At 68.6% G+C, this 24300-nt stretch carries 23 protein-coding genes and 1 pseudogene; 10 read left to right on the top strand and 14 right to left on the bottom strand.

The features are described 5' to 3' along the window. Nucleotides 1–21: 21 nt before the first annotated feature. The 3 genes from UK23_RS10925 to UK23_RS10915 are packed head-to-tail and all read left to right on the top strand — an operon-like array spanning nucleotide 22 to nucleotide 1004. Nucleotides 22–234 carry a hypothetical protein gene (locus UK23_RS10925; protein WP_045311314.1) on the top strand — a complete coding sequence of 71 codons (213 nt, stop codon included), beginning with the start codon at nucleotides 22–24 and terminating at the stop codon, nucleotides 232–234. Between the two features lie 35 nt (nucleotides 235–269). Continuing rightward, nucleotides 270–629 (top strand): hypothetical protein, encoded by a 360-nt coding sequence (locus UK23_RS10920; RefSeq protein WP_045311332.1) that lies wholly within the window; start codon nucleotides 270–272, stop codon nucleotides 627–629. Nucleotides 630–638: 9 nt separating this feature from the next. Continuing rightward, on the top strand, nucleotides 639–1004 hold the full coding sequence (locus tag UK23_RS10915) for a MerR family transcriptional regulator (protein WP_045311331.1): 366 nt from the start codon (nucleotides 639–641) through the stop codon (nucleotides 1002–1004). Here the strand turns inward: UK23_RS10915 and UK23_RS10910 are convergent. Continuing rightward, nucleotides 985–3696 (bottom strand): AfsR/SARP family transcriptional regulator, encoded by a 2712-nt coding sequence (locus UK23_RS10910; RefSeq protein WP_231114457.1) that lies wholly within the window; start codon nucleotides 3694–3696, stop codon nucleotides 985–987. The two genes, UK23_RS10915 and UK23_RS10910, sit on opposite strands and share 20 nt — an antisense overlap. A 223-nt stretch (nucleotides 3697–3919) precedes the next feature. On the opposite strand from UK23_RS10910, the gene UK23_RS10905 reads away from it, so the two are divergent. Beyond that, complete coding sequence (locus UK23_RS10905; RefSeq protein ID WP_196777693.1) at nucleotides 3920–4558, top strand: DNA alkylation repair protein; 639 nt, start codon at nucleotides 3920–3922, stop codon at nucleotides 4556–4558. Here UK23_RS10905 and UK23_RS10900 read toward each other — a convergent pair whose 3' ends face one another. Next, nucleotides 4559–4855, bottom strand: a complete 297-nt coding sequence (locus UK23_RS10900) for a hypothetical protein (protein ID WP_045311312.1) — start codon at nucleotides 4853–4855, stop codon at nucleotides 4559–4561. A 229-nt stretch (nucleotides 4856–5084) separates the two neighbouring features. On the opposite strand from UK23_RS10900, the gene UK23_RS10895 reads away from it, so the two are divergent. Then, nucleotides 5085–6263, top strand: a complete 1179-nt coding sequence (locus UK23_RS10895) for a PucR family transcriptional regulator (protein WP_052684554.1) — start codon at nucleotides 5085–5087, stop codon at nucleotides 6261–6263. Nucleotides 6264–6275: 12 nt separating this feature from the next. Here UK23_RS10895 and UK23_RS10890 read toward each other — a convergent pair whose 3' ends face one another. The 3 genes from UK23_RS10890 to UK23_RS48505 all read right to left on the bottom strand — a co-directional run bounded on the left by UK23_RS10890 (nucleotide 6276) and on the right by UK23_RS48505 (nucleotide 9466). Beyond that, on the bottom strand, nucleotides 6276–6932 hold the full coding sequence (locus UK23_RS10890; protein WP_156213024.1) for a hypothetical protein: 657 nt from the start codon (nucleotides 6930–6932) through the stop codon (nucleotides 6276–6278). Further along, nucleotides 6929–8437 carry a carboxylesterase/lipase family protein gene (locus UK23_RS10885; RefSeq protein WP_156213023.1) on the bottom strand — a complete coding sequence of 503 codons (1509 nt, stop codon included), beginning with the start codon at nucleotides 8435–8437 and terminating at the stop codon, nucleotides 6929–6931. The genes UK23_RS10890 and UK23_RS10885 overlap by 4 nt, the downstream gene beginning before the upstream one ends. A 165-nt stretch (nucleotides 8438–8602) precedes the next feature. Then, on the bottom strand, nucleotides 8603–9466 hold the full coding sequence (locus tag UK23_RS48505) for a peptidase inhibitor family I36 protein (RefSeq protein WP_052684553.1): 864 nt from the start codon (nucleotides 9464–9466) through the stop codon (nucleotides 8603–8605). Nucleotides 9467–9636: 170 nt separating this feature from the next. Here UK23_RS48505 and UK23_RS51405 point away from each other — a divergent pair, with 170 nt between their 5' ends. Both UK23_RS51405 and UK23_RS10875 read left to right on the top strand, forming a co-directional pair. Continuing rightward, nucleotides 9637–9792 carry a hypothetical protein gene (locus UK23_RS51405; RefSeq protein WP_156213022.1) on the top strand — a complete coding sequence of 52 codons (156 nt, stop codon included), beginning with the start codon at nucleotides 9637–9639 and terminating at the stop codon, nucleotides 9790–9792. A gap of 58 nt (nucleotides 9793–9850) precedes the next feature. Further along, complete coding sequence (locus tag UK23_RS10875; RefSeq protein WP_156213021.1) at nucleotides 9851–12646, top strand: hypothetical protein; 2796 nt, start codon at nucleotides 9851–9853, stop codon at nucleotides 12644–12646. Between the two features lie 4 nt (nucleotides 12647–12650). Here the strand turns inward: UK23_RS10875 and UK23_RS10870 are convergent, their stop codons facing one another. Next, nucleotides 12651–13367: an excalibur calcium-binding domain-containing protein gene (locus UK23_RS10870; protein WP_231114456.1), complete on the bottom strand. Its 717-nt coding sequence runs from the start codon at nucleotides 13365–13367 to the stop codon at nucleotides 12651–12653. A 163-nt stretch (nucleotides 13368–13530) separates the two neighbouring features. On the opposite strand from UK23_RS10870, the gene UK23_RS10865 reads away from it, so the two are divergent. Then, nucleotides 13531–14367, top strand: a complete 837-nt coding sequence (locus UK23_RS10865; protein WP_156213019.1) for a glycoside hydrolase family 16 protein — start codon at nucleotides 13531–13533, stop codon at nucleotides 14365–14367. Nucleotides 14368–14399: 32 nt separating this feature from the next. Here UK23_RS10865 and UK23_RS10860 read toward each other — a convergent pair whose 3' ends face one another. The 3 genes from UK23_RS10860 to UK23_RS10850 all read right to left on the bottom strand — a co-directional run bounded on the left by UK23_RS10860 (nucleotide 14400) and on the right by UK23_RS10850 (nucleotide 17832). Then, a complete protein-coding gene (locus UK23_RS10860) occupies nucleotides 14400–15275 on the bottom strand; it encodes a L,D-transpeptidase family protein (protein ID WP_196777690.1) in 876 nt (291 codons plus the stop codon). A gap of 118 nt (nucleotides 15276–15393) precedes the next feature. Next, complete coding sequence (locus UK23_RS10855; RefSeq protein ID WP_196777689.1) at nucleotides 15394–16368, bottom strand: ADP-ribosylglycohydrolase family protein; 975 nt, start codon at nucleotides 16366–16368, stop codon at nucleotides 15394–15396. A gap of 9 nt (nucleotides 16369–16377) precedes the next feature. Then, the gene (locus UK23_RS10850; RefSeq protein WP_045311309.1) at nucleotides 16378–17832 is read right to left on the bottom strand and encodes an amidase; all 1455 of its coding nucleotides are present in this window, start codon (nucleotides 17830–17832) and stop codon (nucleotides 16378–16380) included. 204 nt (nucleotides 17833–18036) lie between these two features. On the opposite strand from UK23_RS10850, the pseudogene UK23_RS54555 reads away from it, so the two are divergent. Next, nucleotides 18037–18186, top strand: a pseudogene (locus tag UK23_RS54555) (nucleotide disphospho-sugar-binding domain-containing protein); the annotation flags it as partial. A gap of 34 nt (nucleotides 18187–18220) precedes the next feature. Here the strand turns inward: UK23_RS54555 and UK23_RS10845 are convergent. From UK23_RS10845 to UK23_RS10835, 3 genes are read right to left on the bottom strand one after another with little or no spacing between them, the layout of a single operon-like run. Then, nucleotides 18221–19519, bottom strand: coding sequence for an NAD(P)/FAD-dependent oxidoreductase (locus tag UK23_RS10845; protein WP_045311308.1), 1299 nt, complete (start codon nucleotides 19517–19519; stop codon nucleotides 18221–18223). After that, nucleotides 19509–20363 (bottom strand): alpha/beta hydrolase, encoded by an 855-nt coding sequence (locus UK23_RS10840; RefSeq protein WP_045311307.1) that lies wholly within the window; start codon nucleotides 20361–20363, stop codon nucleotides 19509–19511. The genes UK23_RS10845 and UK23_RS10840 overlap by 11 nt, the downstream gene beginning before the upstream one ends. Further along, nucleotides 20360–21586: a metal-dependent hydrolase family protein gene (locus UK23_RS10835; protein ID WP_045311306.1), complete on the bottom strand. Its 1227-nt coding sequence runs from the start codon at nucleotides 21584–21586 to the stop codon at nucleotides 20360–20362. The genes UK23_RS10840 and UK23_RS10835 overlap by 4 nt, the downstream gene beginning before the upstream one ends. Before the next feature lie 94 nt (nucleotides 21587–21680). Here UK23_RS10835 and UK23_RS10830 point away from each other — a divergent pair, with 94 nt between their 5' ends. Next, the gene (locus tag UK23_RS10830) at nucleotides 21681–22262 is read left to right on the top strand and encodes a TetR/AcrR family transcriptional regulator (protein ID WP_045311305.1); all 582 of its coding nucleotides are present in this window, start codon (nucleotides 21681–21683) and stop codon (nucleotides 22260–22262) included. 45 nt (nucleotides 22263–22307) lie between these two features. Here the strand turns inward: UK23_RS10830 and UK23_RS10825 are convergent, their stop codons facing one another. Continuing rightward, nucleotides 22308–23054 carry an SAM-dependent methyltransferase gene (locus UK23_RS10825; protein ID WP_045311304.1) on the bottom strand — a complete coding sequence of 249 codons (747 nt, stop codon included), beginning with the start codon at nucleotides 23052–23054 and terminating at the stop codon, nucleotides 22308–22310. A gap of 284 nt (nucleotides 23055–23338) precedes the next feature. Continuing rightward, a partial coding sequence (locus UK23_RS10820) for an epoxide hydrolase family protein (RefSeq protein ID WP_045311303.1) occupies nucleotides 23339–24300 on the bottom strand: 962 nt, incomplete at its 5' end.

The raw sequence follows: 24300 nt of genomic DNA, 5'->3' as shown, positions 1-24300 counted from the left end.
ACACCGACCTGGGAGGACGACATGAGCGGCAGCAAGGGGATCCGGAAGTTCCACCGCGTGGTCAGCATGGTCTTCATGGCCACCGTCGTGTTCACAGCCGTGGCGCTGACCGTGAACAACTCCGTGATCTGGGTGTCCTACGTCCCGTTGCTGCCGCTCTTCGTGTTGATGGGCACCGGCGTCTACATGTGGTTCCTGCCGACTCTCGCGCGTCGCCGGGCACGTCAGGCTTGACCTTGCACCAAGGTGCAGGGTCCACCGTGATCGCCATGACCCGAGACGTGGCCCGGTGGGGCAGAGCCGGTGCGCTGTACGACCTGGTGGCCAGTGCCGCCTTCCTCACGCCGTGGACGGCGGGTGCGCTGCTGAGCCTGCTCGGCACGCCCGCCGAGGACGCCATGACCCTCCTGTTCGCCACGCTGTTCGGCACCGTGGTGGTGATGTGGTCGATCGCGCGCTGGAAGAAGCCCGAACCGCTGCTCATCGGCATCGACACCGCCGGACGTGCGTTGTTCAGCGTCTGGTTCGTGTGGGCGTTGTGGCACGGGCAGACGCCGGTGCTGGCGGTGTTCCTGGCGCTGGAGCTGTTCTGGGGCGCGGCCCAGCTGCGCGCGTTGGTCCGGAGGTAGTTTCCGGTGGTGCGCATATCCGAACTGGCCCGCGCCGCCGGGGTGGGCATCAGCACCGTGCGGTTCTACGAGCGCCGCGGCCTCGTCACGCCCACCGCCCGCACCCACGGCGGCTACCGCCACTACGACCGCGAGGCGTTGCGGCGGTTGAAGTTCGTCCGCCGTGCCCAGCGGCTCGGCTTCACCCTGGCCGAGGTCGAACAGATTCTGGCCGTGTCCGGAGCGACCGACGACGACTTCGGTGACGTCATCACCGAGAAGGTCGCCGAGATCGAGCAACGCCTGCGCGACCTCGACCGCGTGCGGCTGGCGTTGCTGGAGGTCGCCGCCACCGGCGTGCAGGAGCAGTGCCCGATCATCGCGGCACTGGACTGAGCCGCGCACGCGCCGCGTCGGCGTGCGGATGGCCGAGTTCCTCCAGAATCCCCAGCGCCTCCTGCCACGCCACGTCGGCAGAAACCGCGTCACCGGCCGTGAGATGGCTGTCTCCCAGGTGAATCAGCACGTCGGCGGTCCAGTAGTGATCGCCGAGCGACCGGAACACGTCGAGAGACCGCTGGTAGCACCCGATCGCCTCGCGGTGATCACCCCGGTGGTGGTGGATGTAGCCGAGGCTGTCCCACGTCGACGCCTGCCCGTCGAGGTCGTCGGGTTCCAGCAACCCCAACGCCTTCTCGCACGACGTCAACGCCTTCTCGAAGTCGCCGAGCAACGCCTGGTACCACCCCACGGCGTTGAGCGACCCCGCCTGCCCACGCCGATGCCCGGCCGCCGCGTACAGGTCGAGTGCCTGCGAGGAGTGGTGCAACGCCTGGGCGTGCTGCCCTTGCCGTTCACACACGTACGCGAGCTCGCGATGAGTCAACGCCTGCCCGACGGGGTCACCGGACACGTCGAGCGATCGCTGCAGATGCGTGTGCGCCTCGTCCAACGCGTCCAGCTGCGTGCTCGCCCGAGCCAGGTAGCGGTGCGCGTGGCTCTGTGCCAAGGGATCGGCCAGCCGCATCGCCGCCGCCAGCGCGACCTGACCGACCGCGGCCAGATCGGTCCAGTGGCCACGGCGTTCCAGGAACTCGGCCAGCGCCCAGGCCAAATGCCGGGCATGCGGGTCGAGACCGTTCGCCGCAGCGTGCTCGACGACGGCCAGCAGCACGTGGTGCTCGGCGGTGAACCACGCCAAGGCCTGCGCGAAATCCGTCAGCTGCAACGGATGCGCGCCTGCGCGAGGCGACGGCGGCGTGATCACGTCCCGCGTCGGGCTCAGCAACCGGGTAGCGGCATGAGCGGTGTGCACGTAGTGGTCGTGCAGACGCCCTGTCGCAGCAATGCGTTCCTCGGCGGAGTCGTGCAACGACGCTTGCTCGGTTGCATAGGCACGCAACAGATCGTGGAACACGTATCGGCCGTGCTGATGTTCGGTCAGCAGGTGCGCACGCGTCAGCTCGGAGAGCAACGGCCGAACCGGCTCGCCGAACAGACTCGCCGCAGCCGCAACGGAAATGTCGGGCCCGGGATGCAGGCCGAGCAACCGGAACAGCCGGGCCGCTTGAGGTGCCAGCGCGTGGTACGACCAGGAGAACACCGCCCGCACATCGGTCGCCGAGTCACCACCGTCGAACGGGTCGAGCCCACCCCGCAGCTCAGCGGCGATGGCGCGCAACGGAAAGGTCGTGCAGGCAACGCGTGCCGCCACGATCGTCAACGCGATCGGCAACCCGGCGCACCGCTTGATGATCTCGTCGGCGACGTCGGGTTCCGCGCGCAGCCGGTCCAGCCCGAGCCGGTCGACGAGCAGGTCGTGAGCCTCCCCCGTGGACAGCAGGTCCAGGGCGAGCGGGTACGCGCCGTGCGTGGCGACCAGTCCTGCCAGCCGGTTCCGGCTCGTCACCAGCACCAGGCACCCGGGACTGCCCGGCAGCAACGGCCGGATCTGGTCCGCGTCACGGGCGTTGTCCAGCAGGATGAGCATGCGCTTGTCCGCCAGCGCGCTGCGGAAGAGGCAAGCCTGCGCGTCGAGGCTCGCCGGGATGCGTTGCGGGTCCAGGCCGAGCGCGTCGAGGAACGCGCGCACCGCCTCTCCCGGCGCCGTCACCGCCCCGCTCGGGTCGAACCCGCGCAGGTTCACGTAGAGCTGGCCGTCCGGAAAGCTCGAGGCCACCCGGTGTGCCCAGTGCACCGCCAGCGCGGTCTTGCCCACCCCGGCCGTCCCGGACACGACGATCGGGTGCCGCCCGTCCATGATCGCGTCGAGAGCTGCCAGCTCACGACCGCGTCCGGCGAACGAGCACGGCGGTGCGGGCAACTGCCGCGGCACGGGTCTCGCGGCAGCCGGAGCGCTGACCGTCAGCGCGGCGTCCGCGGTCAGCATATGCTTGTGCAGCAACCGCAACGCGGGCCCGGGATCGGTGCCCAGCTCGTCGGCCAGCCGTACCCGCACCTGCTCGTACCGCAGCAACGCGTCGGCCTGTCTGCCGGAGCGGTACAACGCCAGGATCAGCTGCCCGGCCACCCGTTCGTCCAACGGGAGCAGCGCTGCCAGCTCTTCCAGCTCGGCCAGCAGTGACGCGTGCCGTCCCTGATCCAGCACGAGGTCGTTGCGGTCGAGCACTGCCGCCAACCGGCGTGCCTCCAGCGAGGACCGCACTCCTACGAGCCACGGAGTGTCCAAAGTGGAGAAAGGCTCGCCACGCCACAACCGAAGTGCTTCGGAGAGCAATGCGGTCGCCTGATCCGGCTCAACGCGCGCCCGCTCCACCAGATGGCCGAACCTGTGCAGATCAACCGAAAGCGGGTCGGCGGTCAGCACGTATCCACCCTGCCGGCCGGTGATGCGCACACCGGACGGCAGCACCTGTCTGAGTCTCGACACGTACCCGGCGACGGCGTTGCGCGCCCGGTACGGCACCTGCTCGCCCCACACCCGGTCGACCAGGACATCTACCGGCACCAACCGGTTCACGTCCACCAGCAACGCCGTCAGCACACACCGCTGGCGGGCGTGCCCAACGTCCACGACCTGACCGTCCACCCGGACCTCGACGTCGCCGAGCAGCCCGAACTCCACCACTGTCCAACTCCCCCTCAGGAGTCTGAGCAGCCGATCACACGACTACCGAATCTCCGCCGAAGCGCTGTGCCCCAACCTCTCCGCGGAGCGCACATTGTGCACCCGGATTCGCTCGGTGCCACGCCGCCCGCAGGTCAAGTCAGCAGTTCCTCGTATCGGCCGCCTAGGCTGTTCGCCAACGTCAGACAGGAGGCCCGAGGTGGCGGAGACGGTGACCGAGCTGATGGCCGAGCTCGCCGCGCTGGAAGATCCCAGAGCACGCGCGGTCAACGAGAAGCACGGCGACGACCACGGCGTGAACCTGGGCAAGCTCCGTGCCATCGCGAAACGCCTCAAGACCCAGCAGGACCTCGCCGTCGAGCTCTGGGCTACCGGCGACACCGCGGCCCGGCTGCTGGCCCTGTTGATCTGCCGGCCCAAGGCGTTCACCCGCGACGAGCTCGACAGGATGCTCCGCGAGGCCCACCGCCCCAAAGTCCACGACTGGCTCGTGAACTACGTGGTGAAGAAGAGCCCACACGCGGAAGACCTGCGCACGACGTGGTTCTCCGACCCGGATCCCGTGGTCGCGAGCGCGGGCTGGGCCCTCACCACCGAACGTGTCGCGAAGAAACCCGACGGCCTGGACCTCGAAGGACTGCTCGACACCATCGAGGCCGAGATGAAAGGCGCACCGGAGCGCCTGCAGTGGGCGATGAACCACTGCCTCGCGCAGATCGGCATCGAGCACCCCTCACTGCGGGCCCGCGCGATCGAGATCGGCGAACGGCTCGAAGTCCTGAAGGACTACCCGACCCCGCCGAACTGCACCTCGCCGTTCGCCCCCATCTGGATCAACGAGATGGTGCGGCGGCAGCAGTAGTCAGCTCGCCCCGAACGCGGAGTGCCCCGGTGCGGGGGGCAGTTCGAGCAGCTCACCAGCCACGTCGAGGAACTCTCCCCCGCGCTGCCACAACGTGACGTCCGGATCGACGACGAACGGGTCCGCCAGGTCCACGTCACCCTCGCGCACGCGGTAGGCCAGCGCCTCCGTCTCGGAGTACGCGAGCACCGTCTCGTTCGTTCCTCTCCACAGCCGCCGGAACATCACGGCGTTCACGCGCGTCAGCGCGTCGTGCACGACAGTCCGCTGGAATCCTCGTCGCAGCAACAGCTTCATGCACTCTTGGACACTGCTCACCGTCTGTGCCAAGTCACCCTGCCCATGCCGGTTGGAACTGCCCATTCTGGTGGGAGGCAGAAGTCCGCCCCACCGTCCATCACTCGAACAGGTCAAACGTTTGGGTCAGATGCACAACACTCCGCGCGTCCGTTCGTGCACAGCGCCCACGAAAATAGACCGAATCGGGCGATGGCCCGGGGCTGCCGCATGCGCGAGCCTCTGCCGGGTGGTCGACATCCCGGCACCGGATCCGAAGGCCCCGCTGTACGAGCGGGCCGCGACGCAGATTCCCAGCATCGCCGAGAAGGTGCTGGAGGCGTTCTTCGCCAGATCGGCGGCGTACCGGCAACTCCCGCACCAGCTCGTGGACCGCGAGATCACCGAGGCGGTGTCGCGGAACCTGCAGGTCTTCCTGCGTGCCCTGCGCGAACAACGCCCTCCCGCGCCGGAGGAGATGGCCGACCAGATCGCCACGGCCGTGCGCCGGGCTCAGCAGGGCGTGCCGCTCGACGTCGTGCTGAGCACCTACCACGTCGCCGCGCACGTCGGCTGGTTGTCGATGGCCGGCGTCGCCGAGGAGGACGAGATCGGCGACCTGCTGGCGACCGTGCCGGCGTTGCTGCAGTTCCTGAGCGCGGCCGTGCCCGCCGTCGCCGCGTCCTATCTCACCGAGCAGCAGGCCCTGCACGCCGAACGCCGCGAGGCCGCCCGCGCGTTGGTGGCCGCGTTGCTGACCGGCCGCGAAGCCGAGCCGTTGGCCGAACGGATCGGCCTCGAACTGTCCAGCCACTACGTCGTGGTGGCCGTGCGCGTCGATTCCGCACCCCAGGGCTCGCCGGTGCGCCGGCTGCGTGCCGAACTGCCGAAACACGCGCTCTCCGCACTGGACCACGACGGCGGCACGGTGCTGCTGCCGACCTCCGCCGAGCGGCTCGACGACGAGCTGGCCGACGCAGCCGACCTGGTCAGGAAACTGCACACGGCGGCTGGAATCGGCCTGGTGGGCGGCATCGCGGCGGCGGAGAGCCGGGAGGACGTCCCCACCGCCGCGCGCCAGGCCGCCGACATCGCGGAACTGGTGCAGCGCCTCGGCCGCCCGCCCGGCGCGTACGTCCTGGACGACGTGCTGCTGGAGTACCAGCTCTGCCGTCCAGGACCCGGTCGCAAGCGCCTGGCCCGCGTGATGGACCGGCTGGCCGAACACCCCGACCTGCTGCACACACTGCGGGTGTTCCTCAACAGCGAACACAACCGCCACCGCACGGCCGAAAGCCTGCACCTGCACCGCAACACGCTGAACTACCGGCTGCGCCGCGTCACCGAGCTGACCGGCTACAACCCGGCCGACCCCGCGGACATCAGGCTGCTGGCCGCGTCACTGATCGTCCACGACCTGCGACCGTGACTCATTTCGGGATCATTTCTTGTAGAAGTGCACGTTGCGCCACTCGTGCTGCGCGCTCGCTGCCTGCAACGTGCCGTAGACGCCGTACTTGAAGTAGTGGTCGCCCTTGGGTCCGTTGTTGGTGTGCACGAGCTTGCCGTTGATGTAGATCGAGTAGCTGCCACCGGTGGACGTGGCGTTGTGCGTGACGTTGATCCGCACCCACTTGTTGTTGATGTTGCTGACCAGGTCCTTGCCGCCGCCGCGCAGGGTGCCGCCGTTCTTGGTGTAGGACCTGATCATCAACGTGGTGGCGCCGTCGCCGTCGTTGCCGAAGATCTGCATGGCGCTCTCGTCCTCGGTGCCCGCGGTGACCTTGAGTTCGCCCTCGAACTGCCGCTGCCCGGTGCGGTAGTTGTGCTGGATCCTGGCCTCGACCCGGTTGGATCCCTTGTTGAACAGGCGGAACGTCTGCACGCCGCCTTCCCTGCGGTACGACCCGCCGGGTCCCGTCGCGCTGTTCGTGCTGCTCGGGTAGCTCTTGATCTCGCCGCTGCTCTGGATCTGCAGGTTCCACGCGGGGTTGTACTCGCTCCACCCGCTGCCCACCGGTCCGGCGCTCGCGGCCGGCTGGATCATGGCGAACGTCAGTGCGGCTGTGGCGGCGACTGTCACGACTCGTCGTGTCATTCGCGCTCCTTCCAGAAATCGCAATGGTGTTCGGCGGCCAGGTCGACCGGACGGATTTCGTCCGGCGCGAACGACTGCACATAATCACGTTTTCCGGTGAAGCGCGGCCAACCCGAAATTCCGGTGCGGGTGAACTGGGCCCAGTCGTGGATCATCCGGTCCGACAACCGCTGCTGAGCCTCGGTGAACTTCGGTGCGCGCCCGAGGTCGAAGAAGTCCCACAGATCCGACGCGTGCTGCGCCCCCAACGGCATCTGCGGCGGAATCGGCGACAGCTTGGGCGGATTGGGATCTGCGAACTCGTACTCGAACACGTTCGTTTTGGCCGCCAGTCCGCGCGCGGTCTCGTACTGGGTGCACGACCACATCCGATCGGTCACGAGCGCGGCCCACGCCAACGCCGCCGATCCGTACTTCTCCGGCGAGTAAACGGCTTTGACCTCTTCAGCACGCCCCTTGAACGTCTCCTTGAGCACAGCCTCGAAGGTCTCTGGACGCATGGGCGCTTTGTCGTCGTAGGCCGCGACCCACGGCGTCGCCTCGTTCTTCGTCGTGCCGCTCAGCACCGGCACCCGGTGGAACCTGCCCCGCTCGATCGCATCACCCGGATACTCCGGCAGAACCGGTGTGCCGTAGGCAGGTTGGATGAACGCCAGGTGCTGCGGCATCAGCTCCTCAGGCTTCTTCCCGCGCAGGCATTCGACGTCCCCGCACCCGAGATCGCGAGCGATCTCCGTCCCGTGCTCCTCCAACGCCCTGACGGGCTGGAAGATCGTCGCTGCCACCTCACCGCGGTACTCGAAGTTGTCGAGCCACCCGCTCCTGCACGACCCGCTCTGCATGACGGCCCGGTCGAACAACCCGGCCGCAGCAGGTGAAGTGAGCTGCGCGCACACGCTCATCGCCCCGGCCGACTGCCCGGCCAGCGTGACGTTGCGCGGATCGCCGCCGAACGCCGCGATGTTGTTCCGCACCCACTTGAGCGCGGCCTGCTGGTCCTCGAGCCCGAACGTGCCCGAGCCTGCGAGCCCAGGCATGCCGAAGAATCCGAAGATCCCCAGCCGGTAGTTGACCGTCACGACGACCACATCGCCCCGCTCGGCGAACCGCCGCGCGTCGTAGTTGCTCCCGGCGCCCATGAAGAAGCCACCGCCGTGCACCCACACCACAACGGGCTTGTTCTTGCCTTTGGCCGGCGTTGTCACGTTGAGGTACAAGCAGTCCTCTGCCGTGCTGCCATCTGGCAACTCCCCCGGCAGCTGCGCACAGGCGGGCCCCGGCTTCGTCGCATCCCGCACGCCGTCCCACTTCCGCGGCGGCGTGGGGTCGCGCCACCGCTCGGGCGGCGCCGCATACGGAATGCCCTCGAACACCCTTGTGTGTCCGTTGGTTTCCCCGCGCACGGCCCCGAATCCGGTCCGCACAACGGAATCGTCCGCGCGTGCCGCGGTCGTGCCCGCGATGAGTCCTGCCGCAACGAGCGGCACCAGCCAACGTCGTTTCACCACAACCCCCTCAGTCGTGGCGACCAGTCCATCTCAGACGGACTGGTCGCCGCGAGCCGCGAAGGTCGTTCGCGGCTACGACAAAGGTGGTCGCTGGAGGGGTCCGAAAGAAAAGGCCGCCTGGTCGGTGACCAGGCGGCCTTTCAACGGTTCAACTGACCGAGATCAGTCGCCGTACGGGTTCTGCATCGAGACGTGCACGTGGTCGAAGTGGCCACCGGTCACGTCACCCGCGACGGTGTAGTTGCGCCAGCCCTCGGACGAACGGGCCACGCTCCAGATCTTGCCCTGCCAGATGACGTAGCGGACGGACAGCTTGTCCGCGTACTTCTTCAGCCAGTTGGCGAGCTTCCAGCCCTGCTCCTTCTGCGCGGCGTTCGGGTAGGTGCCGATCGCGTTGGAGATGGTGCAGTCGAGCGCGTTGCCCGTGTTGTGGTTGCTCGTCGACGACTCGCCGCTGCGGTAGTCGCCCACCCAGCAGTCCTTCTCACCGGTCAGGCGGCGGATCTCGTCATCCACGAACTGCGTCTTCTTCGTGGCCTGAGGCGCGCGGGCCGTCGCGTTCGGGTGCGGGTTGGTGTTCGGGGCGCCGTAGGTGCCACCCGACGGCGGCGTGCCGCCACCGTCGTTGAGCTTGTGCGAGGCGTTCTCGTTCTTGAGGTCCGAGTTCAGGTTCGCCTTGCTGTCCGCGCCGATCGTCTGGCTGGGACCCGCGTAACCGCTGTTGAAGTAGACGGTCACCTTGCTGTTGGTGCGGTTCCAGACCGAGGCGGCCTCGTTCTTGACGCACAGGCCCTTGCCGTTGCCGGTGCCCTTGAACTCGTAGCAGCTCGGCTGCTCGTCGCCGTAGTCGGAAACCGACGTGTTGAAGTCGGAAACCGAGCCGGCCTGGTTGCTGTTGTAGTACAGGCAGAACTCGCCGTCTTCGCAGACCCCGTTGCGGGCGGTGGCAGCGTTGGCCGTGGCGGCGCCGAAGGACACGCTGATCAGCGCGCCCATCATCGCCACGAGAGTGAACTTCTTAAGCACGATGTGTCCTTCTCTTCATCGCAGGATCCGGCCCCGCCGAAATTGCCGGAGCCCGCTTTCTCGCAGGGAAGATCTCGTTTTGCTGGGAGCAGCATCTCCACGCCCGCTGACATCTCGCTGACACCGGCAGTCACCGCACCGTCAGCGCGCGTAACGGGCACACTGGATGCATGAACGACAAGTGGAACGCGCTGCCCGAACGCCCCAAGCCGGACGAGTGGGTCGCGGAGAAGGAGACGAACCCGGTGCCGGGTGCGCTCGCCGAGGCCGAGGCGAACGCCGAGACGCGGGAGGCGCGAAACCTCGTCGAACGCGCCGGCTTCTGACCGTCGCCCCAGCTCACGGCACTAAATCGGTGGCGCGGGTGCGTCATCATTGGTGTCGATGTCGATCCAACTGGCGTTTGGGGTTACAGCCGGACCTGGGGTGAGCTGCTGGCTGCCCGCGCCCGGCGGTACAGCCGTGCCCGCGGACGCCCGCGCGGGTGCTCACCCGCCTGGTGCGCCGGTCGCCGTCGGGCCTCTCGACGCCGACCCGTCGGACGCTCTCCGGCAGCTCTCCCTGCTGACCGACACGGCCGCGGGCGCGGGTGTCGATCTCGGTGGCGGCTTCACGTCCGCACGCCTGGCCGGCGCTCAAGGGGACCGTCGTGACGCGGTGCTGGCCGCGCTGAAGCTCCTCGGTGCCGACGACCGCCTGGGTGACCGGGCAGCGAACCTGGTCGCGCTGTTCGGGCCGTCGGCCACCAAGCGCGTCGGCGCGGCGGCTCACCAGGCGGTGGTGGAGCAGCGCTGGGCCGCCCTGCACCTGGCCTCGGCCGCGTCCGACCTGCTCGGCCCGGAACAGCTGGAACGCGTGCTGGACCTGCGCGCACCCGAGGGCATCGACCCGTTCCCGCGCGGCGCGGCCTCGACGCTGGCCGAGCACCTGTCCCGCCTGCTCTCCGGCTACCAACGCCCGCGGCGCCTGACGTTGATCATCAGCCTCTGGGACCACGTGTGCTCGCTGCTGCTCGAACAGCAGCGCCGCGAACGCCGTGCCGAGTCGCAGACCCGCGCTCACCGCGTCGACAAGCTCCGCGAACGGCACCGCGCCCACTTCGACGAGCCCCTCATGCAACACCTCGGCTGGGCGACCAACGGTGAGCCCACGCTGGCCGCCGCGGCACGCTGGCGTCCGCCCAACTGGTGGGCCGCGTCCGAGCTCAGCAAGCTCCTGCACGACGCCATCGCCGCCACCGCACTGCTGCGGTTCGCCAGAACCCTGTCCGACGAAGGCCTGACCGTCGCCGCGGCGAAGCACCGCGACGAGCTGGCCGCCGCCGACGCCTGCCTGCGCGAGAACGAGCGATCCGCTGCCGCGCGCCGTGTCGAGGGTGCCTACAGCCACCCGGCGCGACCCGGATGCTACGTCCACCACCTGGTGACGGCGTTGAGTCCGGAAAGGACGATCACCGCGCGGACCGAGAGCTACGTGCAGACCCGCGTCGCCATGGCCCGCAACTACGGCGTGGTCGTCTTCAACGCCGTGACCGACCTGCTCGCGGACCACGACCTGCGCCTGCACCACTGCTGGGACACCTGCAAGCCATGGCAGACACCGAATCTGCACAAATGGCGTGCCGCAACGGGTTTCTCCCGCACGCCCTCCAGCTGGGACCAGCCGCCGCTGACCGACGCACACGCCGACGGCCCGACCGTGCCACTGGCCCAGCGCCTCGCCGAGGATCCTGTCGCCGCGGAAACCCCGCACGACCTGCTCTGGCTCGCCGACCTGGCCGACGCCCTGGCCCCGTTCTACGGCAACGACCGCGCTTCGGTCGTCCACGAGCGCCCCCACCCGAAGCTGACCTACGACGAGCCGCAACCAGCGCTTTCCGGTTCTGTGCCGCTGGCCGCAGCCCAGGTCGCCCAGCTGGTCATGTTCGGCGCCACCCCACCACCCCGCTGCGGCAGCTGGCCGGAGCTCGCTGCCGGGGTCAGCGCGGACGCCGTGATCACCGAGGCGAGCACCGGCGCGTTCCCGATCCCCGCCGAGGTCTCGGCGTTCGACAAGCAGACGGTCGCCGGTCTGCGCGTCGAACTGGGCCGCGAGCCCCGGCAGCTCGCCGAGTGGTCCGGCTACATGGGCAACTGCATCGGCGAGTCCTGGTACGCCGACGTCGCCCGCAAGGGCCAGTGCGTCCTCATGGCCTTCCGCACCCCCTCGGACGGCCGCATCGTCGCCAACCTCGACATCCGCCGCCACACCGGCGGCTGGCACGTCTACGAGCTTCGTGCCCGCTTCAACGACGACGTGACCCCTGCCCTCGAAAAGCAGATCAAGCAGTGGGTCGAGGGCATCCCGACGCCGGTCCTGACCGCTCCGGAACCGCTGCTGCCCGTGCCGCCGCCGCGAGCCCGGGGTGGCCACCGTTCACCTGCCGGTCGCCTGCCTGTGGAACTCACCAAGGCGCTTGCTGCTGCTGTCGAACAGGAACTGGCCTCGGTTGGTGCCGCGCGTCGCACCTACGCCCGGCTCGCGCGCTCCCTCGGCCGATCCGCCGACTTCGAGCCAGAAGCCGCGGTGATCGCGTTGAAGCGCCTGTCCCCGGCCGATCACACCGACCTGCTCCGCACGGCTCTCGCCGCCGGCCTGGACGCATCCGTTGTCTGGCAGGCAACCCGCGCCCGCCCGCTCGCCGCCGCGGTGGCCCGCCTCGACCCCGAACTGCGCTCGTTCGATCGCCTCGGCACCTTGACGGACGGCTCCCCGCTGCCCCGAACCCTGCGTGCACTGGTCCGCCGCCCGGAGATCGCCCCTGCCCACGCTCTCGACGTGGTGTCGCGCGCGATCCGCACGGCTCTCGGTTGTCTGCTCACCGACGAGGCGCTGACCCGTTCAGTGGCTCGCCGTCCCTCACCCGAACTGTTGTGCGCGCTGGTGATCGCGACCACCTGCGCACCTCAGTCCACAACGGACATCGTTGCCGCGGCAGGAAAAACCACCGTACCCGGCTTTCCCGCCAGCAACCTGGCCGACGAGAACGGCCCCTGGCAGCACGCTCTTGCCGCGGCGTCCGAGCTCGGCGCGCCGGTGGACGTGTTCTGGGAACACGTTGCCGAGCACGGTCTGCTCATCCCGGTCGCCCTGCTGGGAAAGGGCGGCTGGCCCGCGCTCTGGAGCCGCGCGCACCGCTGAGGTTCTACTCGCAGGCGACGCCGTCGTTGTCCCTGTCGAGCGCTGCCCGGTAGCCGGGCTGGCCGCGGTAAAGCGGTGCCGCACCGGCAGCCCTGGCCGCCGCGCAGTTCGCGTAGTACGCGGCCGCCGGCGGCGGGGGCGCGGGAACGGGTTCAGGCTGCGGTTGCGGTACGACAGGCTGTGGTTGCGGCACAACGGGTTGCGGCGCCGGCTTCACGTCGAGACCGCCGCACGACGGTCCCCAGAACCCGACGGATGATTGCTTGGCGGTCGCCTCGGCCTCCCGGATCACCGCGGCCGCTCCTTCCGCCGCCCGCGCAACACCTTGACTCACCGCCAGAACCGCGTAGTCGTTGCCATCTGGCAGTTGCAGCCGCGATCCGACGACCTCGACCGCCTTGCCCACCAACGTCTTCGTCGCGAACTCCACCGACGACGCGGCCCAGCACTCGCCGGGCTGGGCGAGCCCGGTCACCTGCACATTGCTGCCGTTCGACAGCGTCACCGTGCGACCGTCCACAACAGACGTCACCGTCACCGGCGGCGGAGTCGTTGTCGTTGTGGTGCTTGAAGTTGTGGTCGTCGTGGTGGTGGTCGACGTCGCGAGCGGCGTGGGTTCCTGCCCACAGCCAGCGATCACCAGCAACGGCACGACCGCGCTCGTCGCGGCGATCACGCGGGCGTTCTTCGGCAGTCGGCGCCAGGACATGAGTGCGGTCACGGCCGGTCCATCGCGACGCCTGCTACGCGCCGTTACCGCCATCACTCGAACGGCCCAGCTGAGAGCGCTCTCAAGACACCCTTGCGGCTACTGGTCTAGTCCAGGCATACTTTTTGTTCGCCGCCACAACAAAATACGCCAGTGCGCGAAGTGAGGTGTGACAATGATGTCGAACCGCTTCTCCCGCCTCGTGGTGATCATCGCAATGGCAGCGGTGACCGCACCCGTCGTGGCAACCCCTGCGAGCGGCGCGTCAGATGTCGGAATCCAGGCGACCACGTTCGCCGACGAGTTCAACGGACCGGCCGGCAGCCCGGTCGACACCAACAAGTGGCGTGTCGAAACCGGCAACAACGGCGGCAACAACCACGAGTACCAGTACTACACGAACCGCACCCAGAACGCGGCCATGGACGGCCAGGGCAACCTCGTCATCACCGCCCGCCGCGAGAACCCGGGCAACTACAACTGCTGGTACGGCCGCTGCCAGTACACCTCGGCCAGGCTGAACACCTCAGGCAAGTTCAGCCAGACCTACGGACACTTCGAGATCCGCATGAAGATGTCCCAGGGCCAAGGAATGTGGCCGGCCTTCTGGATGATGGGCACCACCGGCGGTGGCTGGCCGAACAACGGCGAGATCGACGTCATGGAGAACATCGGCCGCGAACCCAACACGGTCCACGGCACCATCCACGGCCCCGGTTACTCAGGCGCGGGCGGCATCGGTGCGGCCTACAACGGCCCGCGCTTCGCCTCGGGCTTCCACACCTTCCGCCTGGACTGGGCCCCGAACTCCCTGACCTGGTCGGTGGACAACAACGTCTTCCAGCGCCGCACCCCAGCCGACCTGAACGGCAAGCAGTGGGTCTACAACAACCGCCCGTTCTACCTGCTGCTCAACCTGGCAGTGGGCGGCGACTGGCCAGGCGCCCCCAACAACAGCACGCCGATGCCGAACACCATCGTCGTCGACTACGTCCGCGTGACGACTCTGTAGGTGCTGGTGGCCCCGGTTCGCGCCGGGGCCGCTCACCGCAGCGCGATCACGGTGCCGGGACGAACCCAACGCAAGATCGACACCACCGTGTCGGCCGGAACCGCCACACAACCCGCGGTAGCCGCGCCGTTCGTGACGTGCACGAAGAACGCGCTACCCGCACCAGGAACCCGTTGCGCGTTGACCCCCATCACCAACGCGTAGTCGTAAACAGCGCCTTGCTCCCACAGGTTCTCCGACACGCGCTCGTTGAACTTGCACGTCCCACGCGCACACCGCTGATGCGTGTTGTAGTCGGGACTCCCGACATCGCTGACCCACCAGTCCTCGTTGTCGACCCGCAGGTACGACACCCCGGCACCAGGGTCTGCCTGCCGCCCGAACGCCCCGGTGATCGCGAAAACCCCAGCCGGCGTGGCAGACGACGACTCCCCGTAGTTGCCCGAGATGCCAGGCGCCCCGACCTTGGCCGCCACCGCACCGAGCACCGACGTCCACTCGCCCCCGGACTGGTGCCAAGTGGACAACGTGGCGTTGGAACCACCCGCGCCCACCACGGAAATCACCTGCGTGGCAGCCCCCACGCGATCCGCGAACCAAGGCGCCTCAACACGTTTGGTCGTCTCAGGCGCTTTCGGCGGCGGCACAGAAGTGCTGGCCACGGACGTCTTGCTCACGCTGCTGCCACCCGGCGGCGTCGTGGTGGTCGTGGCAGCACTGGAAGTCGGCTCATCGCCCGAAACCTTAGGCCCCGTGACCGCAGTCTGCTCGACCACCGCCGCACTGGCCGGCGCGACCTCCGCAGCCCTGCCGGCGACCACCACGACCAGCCCGGCGACAACCACCGCCGCCGCGACAGGACACAGAACTCTGACCGCGATGGGAACCTTCGCAAGGCGCCGTAACATGCCACTCTCTCCGCGCACGCATCCGATTGCGGCGAGAGCCTAGATCCGACGGCGCGACCGAGCCAGCCGTGTTCCACTCACTCGGTTCATGAGCACGAGCCCCGCGAAGGCACTCGTGCTAAGTGAGCGCGGCCAACTGATCCGCGTATTCGATGCGAGCAACCCAGTCCGCGGGCCAGGCCGCCAGACCGTGCGCGGCGCCGACGAACGCTCCGGCCAGCGCAGCGATCGAGTCGGAGTCACCGCTGGTGCGAGCGGCTCTCGTCAGGCATCGCACCGGGTCGTCGGCGTGCCGGACGGCGCAGTAGAGGCCGGTCGCCAGCGCCTCCTCGGCAATCCAGCCCTCGCCCGCGGCAAGGCATGCGTCGAGGCCGTCGTCTGGCTGGGAGAGCGCGGCCACCAGCCGTTCGAGAACTTCGGCGCACTCGTCCCAGCCGCGGTCGATGAAGTCGGCGGGTGTGGTCGCGCCCGGCAACTGCCACAGGGATCCCAGCCACTCCTCCAGGTAGACCGAACGCCGTGCACCGCAACGGGCCAGCAGCGCGGTGGGCACGTCGGCGAGCTCGACGCCATCGACCAGCAGTCGCGTCGCGTAGGCGGTGAGCTCGGACGCGGCCAGCGCCGTGGGATGGCCGTGGGTCATCGCGGCCTGCAGCTGCGAAATCCCCGCAAGCACGTCGAGATCAAGCCCCGGCACCAGACCCACCGGGGTGACCCGCATGTTCGCACCGCATCCCTTGGACCCCGCGACGGTCGCCTCCACCCACGGCGCTCCCTCCGCCAGGCCGCCACACGCACGCAGACACGTCATCCCAGGCGCCCGATTGTTCTCCGGACTGTGCGCCCAATCCACGAACCGCTCCCGCAACCGCGGCTCCAGCACCTCAGCGGTGTACTCGTCAACGCCGTGCAACGCCCACGCGACCGCAAGCGCCATCTGCGTGTCGTCCGTGACCATCGCGGGATCCCCGACCAGATCATCCGGCCCGGCACCGAACTCCCGATCGATCTCCGCGACGGTCATGAACTCCGTCGGCCGACCGAGCGCGTCCCCGAAAGCCAACCCGTACAACGATCCCGCGATTCGGTCCACCGTCCCACTCTACGGTCGCGGCGCCTGGAAACCGCCGATCTTCTGCTCGAGCAGCTCGGCCAGCCGCAGTGGGGTGCGGTCCTCGAACATCGGACCGATGAGCTGCACCCCGACCGGCAGGCCCTCGGGAGACCGGCCAGCGGGGATGGCAGTGGCGGGCAGTCCGGGCATGGTCGCCAGACCGGCCCACACGAGCTGGTCGAAGTACGGGTACTCCACGCCGTCGATGTCGATGAGCCGTTCCATCGGATTGGGCTTGTGGTCGTGCGGGAACGCGGGCGTCGGCGTGATCGGGCACACGACCGCGTCGAACTCGGCGAACAACCGCCGCCAGCCGTGGCGGTGGGCCTCGCGGCGGTGGTTCGCCTCCATCCAGTCGCCGTGGCTGAACATCAAGGCGCGCAACCGCACGGCGTCAAGACTCCGGTCGTCCACGCTCAAACCGGCGACGCGGATCCGCAGCTGTTCGTCCGATCCGATGGGAAAACGCGCAACAGAGCCAGAAATCAGCAACTGCATGTAGAGCGCGGCGGCCTCGGTCAGATCGGGCAGCAGCGGACTGTGCCGTTCGACGCGGGCGCCGCCGTCGGCGAGCGCGCCGGCGACCCGGTTCACGCCCGCCCGCACGGCCGCCCCGGTCGCGATGAGCGGATGCTCGTCGAGGACCAGGACCCGGAAGTCGCAGAGCCGCTCGTGACGCGCGGGCGGCAGCGCCAACCGGTGCGCCACACCGAACGTCAGCGGGTCCGGCCCGGCCATCACGTCGAGCAGGAGCGTGAGGTCACGGGCGGTGCGCGCCATCGGACCGACCACGGCGAGATCGAGGTCGACCGGCAACGCGGGCTCGGCCGGCGGGACCATGCCGCGGTTGGCCGCCAGTCCGAGCGTCGGCTTGTGCGCGTAGACGCCGCAGAAATGCGCGGGCGTGCGCAACGATCCGGCGATGTCGGAACCGATGGACAACGCGCCGAACCCGGACGCCAGTGCCGCCGCCGACCCGCCGGAGGACCCGCCCGAGGTGCGGCCGTGATCCCAAGGGTTGTTGGTGGTGCCGTAGATCTCGTTGAAGCTCTGGATGTCCTGCAGCCCCAACGGCACATTGGCCTTGCCGAGCACCACCGCGCCCGCGTCCTTGAGTCGCGACACCTGCACCGCGTCCTCGGCCGGCACGTAGTTCCGGTGCGGCGGCATGCCCCAGGTCGTGGGCAGCCCGGCCATGTTGTAGCACTCCTTGACCGTGACCGGGACGCCGAGCAGCGGCCGTTCCTCACCACGGGCACGGGCCTGGTCTGCAGCACGAGCGGCGGCCCGCGCACGGTCGAAGTCCGGCACACAGATCGCGTTGATCACCTCGTCGTCGCGCTCGATGCGGGTGATCGCCTCATCCGTCAGTTCCACTGATGTCACCGCACCGGCGCGCAACGCGGCAACGAGCTCTTCGGCCGTATGAAAGCTCCATTCCATGAATTCGAAGCTATCGACCTGACGGAAAAGCCATAAAATCCTGCGCGGCACAACAGGAAACGCACTTCTTCTGTTGTCAAAGGCGCCCCGCCGCAGGTCACATGGTCCGTAACGGGCCTCTGCAGGTGGAGTCGGCCACGAAATGCCGTGCCGTGCAACAGGACGGACATCTCAATTCCCGTCCGGGGCGGTCGAGTTTCCGCGATGGTGTGCCACGGCGGCACCGGGACGGTGCTCGGCGGACTCGCAGCCGGCGTGCCGATGGTGGTGGTCCCCCAGTTCGCGGACCAGCCGGACAACGCTGAGCGAGTAGCGGCCGTCGGCGCGGGAATCAGTGCCGGCAACGGGGACACGGCGCCCGGTCGCAACGCCTCGTCCGAGTCCGGGCTCAGCCCATCACCGTGCCCGAGTTCGCGGTGTTCCGATTGCGCTTGCGGGAGAACGCACCCAGGTCGATCTCCAGGCCGGTGCGCGGGGCCCGGAACCGGACGGGCACCGCGTCGTGGTCGGCGCCGCTCTCCACCTGGTTGATCAGCTCCGTCATCAGCTGCCCCACGACCGGCGCGTTCTTGAACTGGTTGCCGCTGGTCCCGATCGCGACGTAGAAGCCATCGAGTTCGGTGCGGTCGTAGATCGGAGTCCAGTCGTCGGCGACGTCGTAAACGCCCACCACGCCGCGCGCCCGGTTGGGCACCGGCAGACAGGGCAACCGCCGCGCGGCCCGCGTCACCTGAGCCTCGAAGACCGCGGCCGTCGGGTGGATGTCGACGGCGTCCGGGTCGTCGGTCCACTGCATCGGATCACACTCCGGTTCCGTCCCGCCGACGAGCAGGGCCCCTCCGGCTTCACCGCGGAAATAGGTGCCCAGATCCATGTCCGCCACCGCTGGCCCTCGATAGCCGTCCGGGACCGGCACGTGCGCTACTTCCTGCCTCATCGGGCGCACGCCGACCGTGAAGTCGGAACCCACGCCGGCCAACCGGTTCAACGCGCCCGACCACGGACCGGCCGCGTTGACCACGACGGCGCAGGGAATCCGGGTGCCGTCCGACAGTCGCACCGACGTCACGCGCCCGCCGGCCTTCTCCACCGCTGTCACCGTGCTGCGAAAGCGGAACTCCGCCCCGCACGCCGAGGCCGCGGAGGCGAGGTTCACGGCGGCGAGGCTCGGGTCTGAGACGTAACCGGCATCCGGGGTGTACACGCCACCGAGCGAGCGTTTCGCGTCCTCCCAGAACTCCTCGTCGTCGAGCCGCTTCGGCGGCCAATAACGGCCGACGTCGATACCTGGAACGCGCTCGGCCAAGGTCGCGCTGTCCCATTCCTCGTACGGGACACCGATCTCATCGAACAACGGAAGCCATGACGTGCGCGGAGCCGCCTCGACGTCCAGCACGACCAGCCCGCTCTTGCGGAACGTCGCGAGGTCGCCGACCTCGTGCCCGAGGTGGCCCGCCCAGTCGAGCCAGCCGAAATGCGCCTCCCACGCCGTCGCCACCCCGGCGGCGGTGGAGAAGTTGAACCGGATGATCGCACTCGATGCCGAGGTCGACCCCTGTCCAGGCCCCGCGGCCCGATCGAGCGCGATCACCCGGTGCCCCGCCCGTGCGAGCTCAAGTGCGATCGACGAACCGATCACCCCTGCCCCGATCACGACCACATCCGTGCTCAGGCGCTCACCGGGCACGACAGGTCCTGAGGTAGCTGAGGAACGAGGCCTGCAAGCCGGTCACGTGCGTTTCGCGCAGGACCGCGCTGGTGACGGCTGCGCCACGGGCAGTCAGGTGGTGCAGGACGGTGGCCGTGTTCTTCGAGAGGTTCTGGTAGACGGCCAGGTCTCCGAGAAGCTCTTGGTCGTTGACGGTCAGGTGGAGCTTGGCGGCAGGCAGGCTGTCGCCCATTTCTTCGAGCCGCGCGAAGACCTGGCTGTCTTCACCGGCGACACCGGGGCTGCCCGCTCCGATGCTCTCGAAGAGCGTGTTGCCGCTGAGCCAGGCGTAGAGACTGAAAAGCCCGCCGTAGGAGTAGCCGAAGAGGCCGTGACCGGTCGCGGCTGTGCCGTAGTCGCGTTCGATGCGCGGGTGCAACTCCGCGGTGAGGAAGCCCAGGAACTCATCGGCATGGGTTTCTTGCAGCTCGGCGAGGTAGGCGTCAGCTTCCTCACGGGTCATCCTGCCCGTTCGGATTGCCATCTCCACGGCGTCGATGATCTCCTTGGCGATCGGCTCGCCGGGTGGCACGAGGTCTCTGTTGCGCAGCCGTGCCCAGTGCTGTGCGTCCTCGCCCGCGTAGCCGACGCTGACTTGGACGTAGGCCTGGATCTGTTGCATGGGATCCGCCTGGGTGACGATGAGCGGGGCCGTCATGCCCACGGCCCAGTTGCCGTCGAGCACGTACACGACAGGCGCCTGCGTCGTGGCGGGGTCGTAGCCCGGTGGTGTGGTGACCCAGACGCCGTAGTCGTGCCCACCGCTGGAGCGCATCTCGAAGTAGTCGGTGTCGGTGAGGCAGCCCTGCCACATGGTGCTCATCGGATGTCCTTCACAACTCGGCCGGCCTGCATGACGAGGACGGCGTTGGCGGGGTCAGCGAACAGTTCCGGGTCTTCGAGAGGGTTGCCGTTCCAGAGCACGAGGTCTGCCCGCATGCCGGGAGCGATGACCCCCACCTCGCCGGACAGGCCGAGGATCTCGGCGTTGGTCTTCGTCGCCGCCACGAGAGCCTCCATCGGCGTCTCGAGCGCGGCACGCAACTTGAGCTCCTCGCCTCGACGGTCCTGCACCGGACCGATGAGATCGGAACCCAGCCCGATCCGCACTTCGGCCTCCTTGGCGACAGCGAGCGCCTCCGTCATCCGCTCACGAACACCGATCACACGATCGTGGGTCGACTCGGCGAGGCCCATTCCGGCGGTGTCGTGCAGCAGCCGCTCGACGACAGCGAACGTGGGCACCAGGGCGACGTCGCGAGCGGCCATCAGGGTGGCCGTGGACTCATCGAGGTCGGTGCCGTGCTCGACACAGCGCACCCCGGCCTCGACCGCGTTCCGGATGCCTTCGTTGTTGTGGGCGTGAACCGTCACGTAGGTGCCTCGTGCCGCGGCTTCTTGAACAGCGACCGCGATCTCCTCCACGGTGAACTGGGTGTCGGTCAGCCGGTCGTGAGCGCCGACCACTCCGCCGGTCACACAGAGCTTCAGGAAGGAGGCTCCGCGACGGAAGGCCTCACGCACGTTGCCCCGCAGCTCGTCCGCGTTGCCCGACATCATGGACAGGGCGCACAGGCCCGGAACGTGGTGGTTGCTCCACAGTTCGGTGGGTTCCCATTCGGCTCCGTAGTAGCCGTGCCCACCGGTCTGGCACTGAACAGGTCCGCACGACAGCACGCGCGGTCCCCTGACCTTGCCCTTCGCGATCGTGGTGACGACGCCGCCGTCGATCCCGCCGGTGTCCCGAACGGTGGTGAAGCCGGCATCGAGCGTCGCGCCGGCCGTGGCGAAGATGTCCGCCGCGATCTCCGCGGCGCTGATCTGAAACGAGAACTGCGGCTGGATCAGGCTCGACAAGCCCAGGTGAACGTGAGCGTCGATCAGGCCGGGCGTCATCGTCAGCCCCCCGGCATCGAGGCGCTCGCCGCGTGCGCCGGAGGCACCGAGCTGGGCGATGCGCCCGTCCTCGACGGTGACGTCGACATCACTGGGGTCGCGACCCGACCCGTCGACGACCGCCGCGCCGACCACCTGAAGAGGTCCCACGAGTCGTTCCCTTCGCCGCCTGCGAGCTGAGTGCGACCATGCGTGAAGCAACGCGGCACCATCAGCCTTCTTTTCCAATGGATAAACTGTGGGAGTGGTCCTGTCAAGCACGGAACGCAACGGCGACGCTCGCGAGCGTCTCCTGGCCCGGCTTCTCGACGCCTTCGGCGAGGCCCTTCCCTCACCGGAGGTGTCGCTCCGGGAGGTCGCCGCCAGGGCCGGGACCAGCCACGCCCTCCTGCGATACCACTTCGGGTCGCTCCCAGGCGTCCTGGCCGCCATGCTCAAGGCACAGCGATCCCGTGACAACGAGGCACTGCTCGACACCGCCCGGCAAGGCACCTTCGACGACCTCGTCGTGGCGATCTGGCGGGCCTACACCCGCCCTGAGCAGCTGTCGCGTGTCCGCGGCTTCTTCCACGTCATAGGACTGGCCGCGTACAGCCCGGAGGACTTTCGCGAGTTCATCGACTCGCTCGACGACCTGACCAAGATGCTGGCCTCGCTCGCGGAACGCGAAGGGCTCGACACCGAGGAAGCGCTGACTTTGGCCACCGTCACCGTTGCCGCGATGCGTGGCCTGCTCCTGCAGGAGGTTCTGACTCCGACAGCCCGCTCGGAGGACGCGGTCGCCTTGATCCTGCGCATGAGAAAAGTGCTGGACATGCCGATGTGAGTGAGTCCCGGCGTCGGTTCACCGGGACTCACTCGGCCGCTGATGTCAGCGGTTCATCAGAACGAAGACGCCCCAGCCGAGGTATTCGCGTTGGTATCGGGCGTGGCGTGCGGGAGCGACGGTGAGTTCCGCGCGCATCTGCTCGGCCAGCTCGTCGTCGGGATGTGCGTCCAGCCAGCGGCGGGTGTTGAGCCACTGAGCCGCGACGTAGCGGTCCCAGCTGTCCTGGTCGGCCAGGACCATCTCCACGACGTCACACCCCAGCTCCCCGAACTGTTCCAGCAGTTCCGGGAGGACGCGGAAGTCGTCCTCACTGGTGGCGTGACAGCCTTCGACGGTGGCCTGGTCCAGGGGTTCCCTGCGCCAGTACGGTTCGCCGATCAACATCATGCCGCCGGGGCGCAGGCTGCGTCGGAGCAGGTCCACGGTGCCGGCGACGCCACCTCCGATCCACGTCGCACCGACACACGACCCGATGTCGACCGGGTCGTCGGCAACGTGGCCCGACGCGTCACCGTGGGTGAAAGCGACCTGGTCGGCGACTTCCAGTTCGATCGCTCGTGCCCTGGCCGAGGCCAGGAACACGGTGCTGATGTCGACACCGGTTCCGGTGACGCCGTGATCGCGCGCCCAGGTGCACAGCAGCTCGCCAGAACCACAGGCCAGGTCGAGCATCCGAATGCCGGGTGGTGGGTTCAGCGCCTCGCCCAAAACGGCCAGTTTCTGGCTGGTGAGCGGGTTGTGGATGCGGTGGCTGCTCTCGCGGATGGTGAAGCTACGGGGTAGATCCACTTCGGGGATTCCTCACGTCCAAGGGGTAGGTCACAGCGGTCAGCGCTGAGTCGGCCGTCAACGGCCGGGCTCCCTGGACAGTCATCAAATGCACCTCTTCGGACGGAAGGCCATGGGGTTCAACGGAAGGCTAGGTGGGTCACAAGTACCGGTCCACCGGTTATCGCGTCGCCCTGAACGCGCTCTCATGTCGTTGGCGGTCCCCGGCGGCCCCCTTGCCGGTCCAGCGCGGCCGCGACGCGATCAAGGATGACGCGCACGCGGCCGCACCGGGCTGGTCCTCCTCAGCGCAGAGGGCGGAAAGCGGCGCGGAGCTCGGCGGTGAACAGGCCGGGCTCCTCCCAGGCGGCGAAGTGTCCACCGCGCGTCGGCTGACGGTAGTAGGAGAGCGTCGGATAGGAGAACTGCGCCCAGCTGCGCGGAGCTTGGAAGATCTCGCCAGGGAAGGCGCTGAAAGCGACCGGGACGGTCACCGGCGGCGGCGTGCTCCCTCCGCCTCCGGCATGAGCGCTTTCCCAATACGCGCGCGCGGACGAGACGCCTGTGCCGGTGAGCCAGTACAACGAGATGTTGTCGAGGATGTGCTCCCTGGTGAGGTTGCCCGACGGCGCCTCGCCCAGGAAGACGCGGGCGATCTTGTGATAGCTGTCGGTGTCGTGGTCGAGCATCCACGCCGCCAGGGCGACCGGGGAGTCCAGCAGCGCGTAGCCGATCGTCTCGGGCCGGGTGGACTGCTCGACCCGGTAGCCGTTACCGGTGGCGCCGAACACTTTGAGCGCGGCGTCCGCGGCCTTCTCCTCATCGGTGTTCTTCGGCAGGCCGGCGGTGTTGCGCAATGCCGGGACCAGCAGGTTCAGGTGGATGCCGAGGAGACCCGCAGGTGCCAACCGGCCCAGGTTGTCGGTGACGGCGGCGCCGACGTCGCCGCCCTGGGCGACGTAGCGGGTGTAGCCGAGGCGGCGCATCAGCTCGGCCCAGGCGCGCGCGGTCCGGCCCGTGTCCCAGCCGAGCCCGGTCGGCTGACCGGAGAAGCCGTAGCCGGGAATTGACGGCAGCACGAGGTGAAACGCATCGGCAGCCGTGCCGCCGTACGCGGTCGGGTTCGTGAGCGGCCCGATGGTCTCGAGCAGCTCCACGATGGAGCCTGGCCAGCCGTGGGTCATGATGAGCGGCAGCGCACCGGTGTGCCGTGAGCGCACGTGGATGAAGTGGATGTCGACGCCGTCGATCTCGGTCGTGAACTGCG

The sequence above is a fragment of the Lentzea aerocolonigenes genome (genome assembly GCF_000955955.1).
Lineage (GTDB): Bacteria > Actinomycetota > Actinomycetes > Mycobacteriales > Pseudonocardiaceae > Lentzea > Lentzea aerocolonigenes_A.
This window is presented reverse-complemented; position numbering and strand designations above follow the sequence as displayed.

Coding starts and splice junctions, on each gene's coding strand:
- UK23_RS10850 (WP_045311309.1), bottom strand. CDS start 17,832: ATGGAATGGAGCTTTCATACGGCCGAAGAGCTCGTTGCCGCGTTGCGC.
- UK23_RS10925 (WP_045311314.1), top strand. CDS start 22: ATGAGCGGCAGCAAGGGGATCCGGAAGTTCCACCGCGTGGTCAGCATG.
- UK23_RS10865 (WP_156213019.1), top strand. CDS start 13,531: ATGATGTCGAACCGCTTCTCCCGCCTCGTGGTGATCATCGCAATGGCA.
- UK23_RS10900 (WP_045311312.1), bottom strand. CDS start 4,855: ATGAAGCTGTTGCTGCGACGAGGATTCCAGCGGACTGTCGTGCACGAC.
- UK23_RS10875 (WP_156213021.1), top strand. CDS start 9,851: ATGTCGATCCAACTGGCGTTTGGGGTTACAGCCGGACCTGGGGTGAGC.
- UK23_RS10860 (WP_196777690.1), bottom strand. CDS start 15,275: ATGTTACGGCGCCTTGCGAAGGTTCCCATCGCGGTCAGAGTTCTGTGT.
- UK23_RS10905 (WP_196777693.1), top strand. CDS start 3,920: ATGGCCGAGCTCGCCGCGCTGGAAGATCCCAGAGCACGCGCGGTCAAC.
- UK23_RS10920 (WP_045311332.1), top strand. CDS start 270: ATGACCCGAGACGTGGCCCGGTGGGGCAGAGCCGGTGCGCTGTACGAC.
- UK23_RS51405 (WP_156213022.1), top strand. CDS start 9,637: ATGAACGACAAGTGGAACGCGCTGCCCGAACGCCCCAAGCCGGACGAG.
- UK23_RS10840 (WP_045311307.1), bottom strand. CDS start 20,363: ATGAGCACCATGTGGCAGGGCTGCCTCACCGACACCGACTACTTCGAG.
- UK23_RS10890 (WP_156213024.1), bottom strand. CDS start 6,932: ATGACACGACGAGTCGTGACAGTCGCCGCCACAGCCGCACTGACGTTC.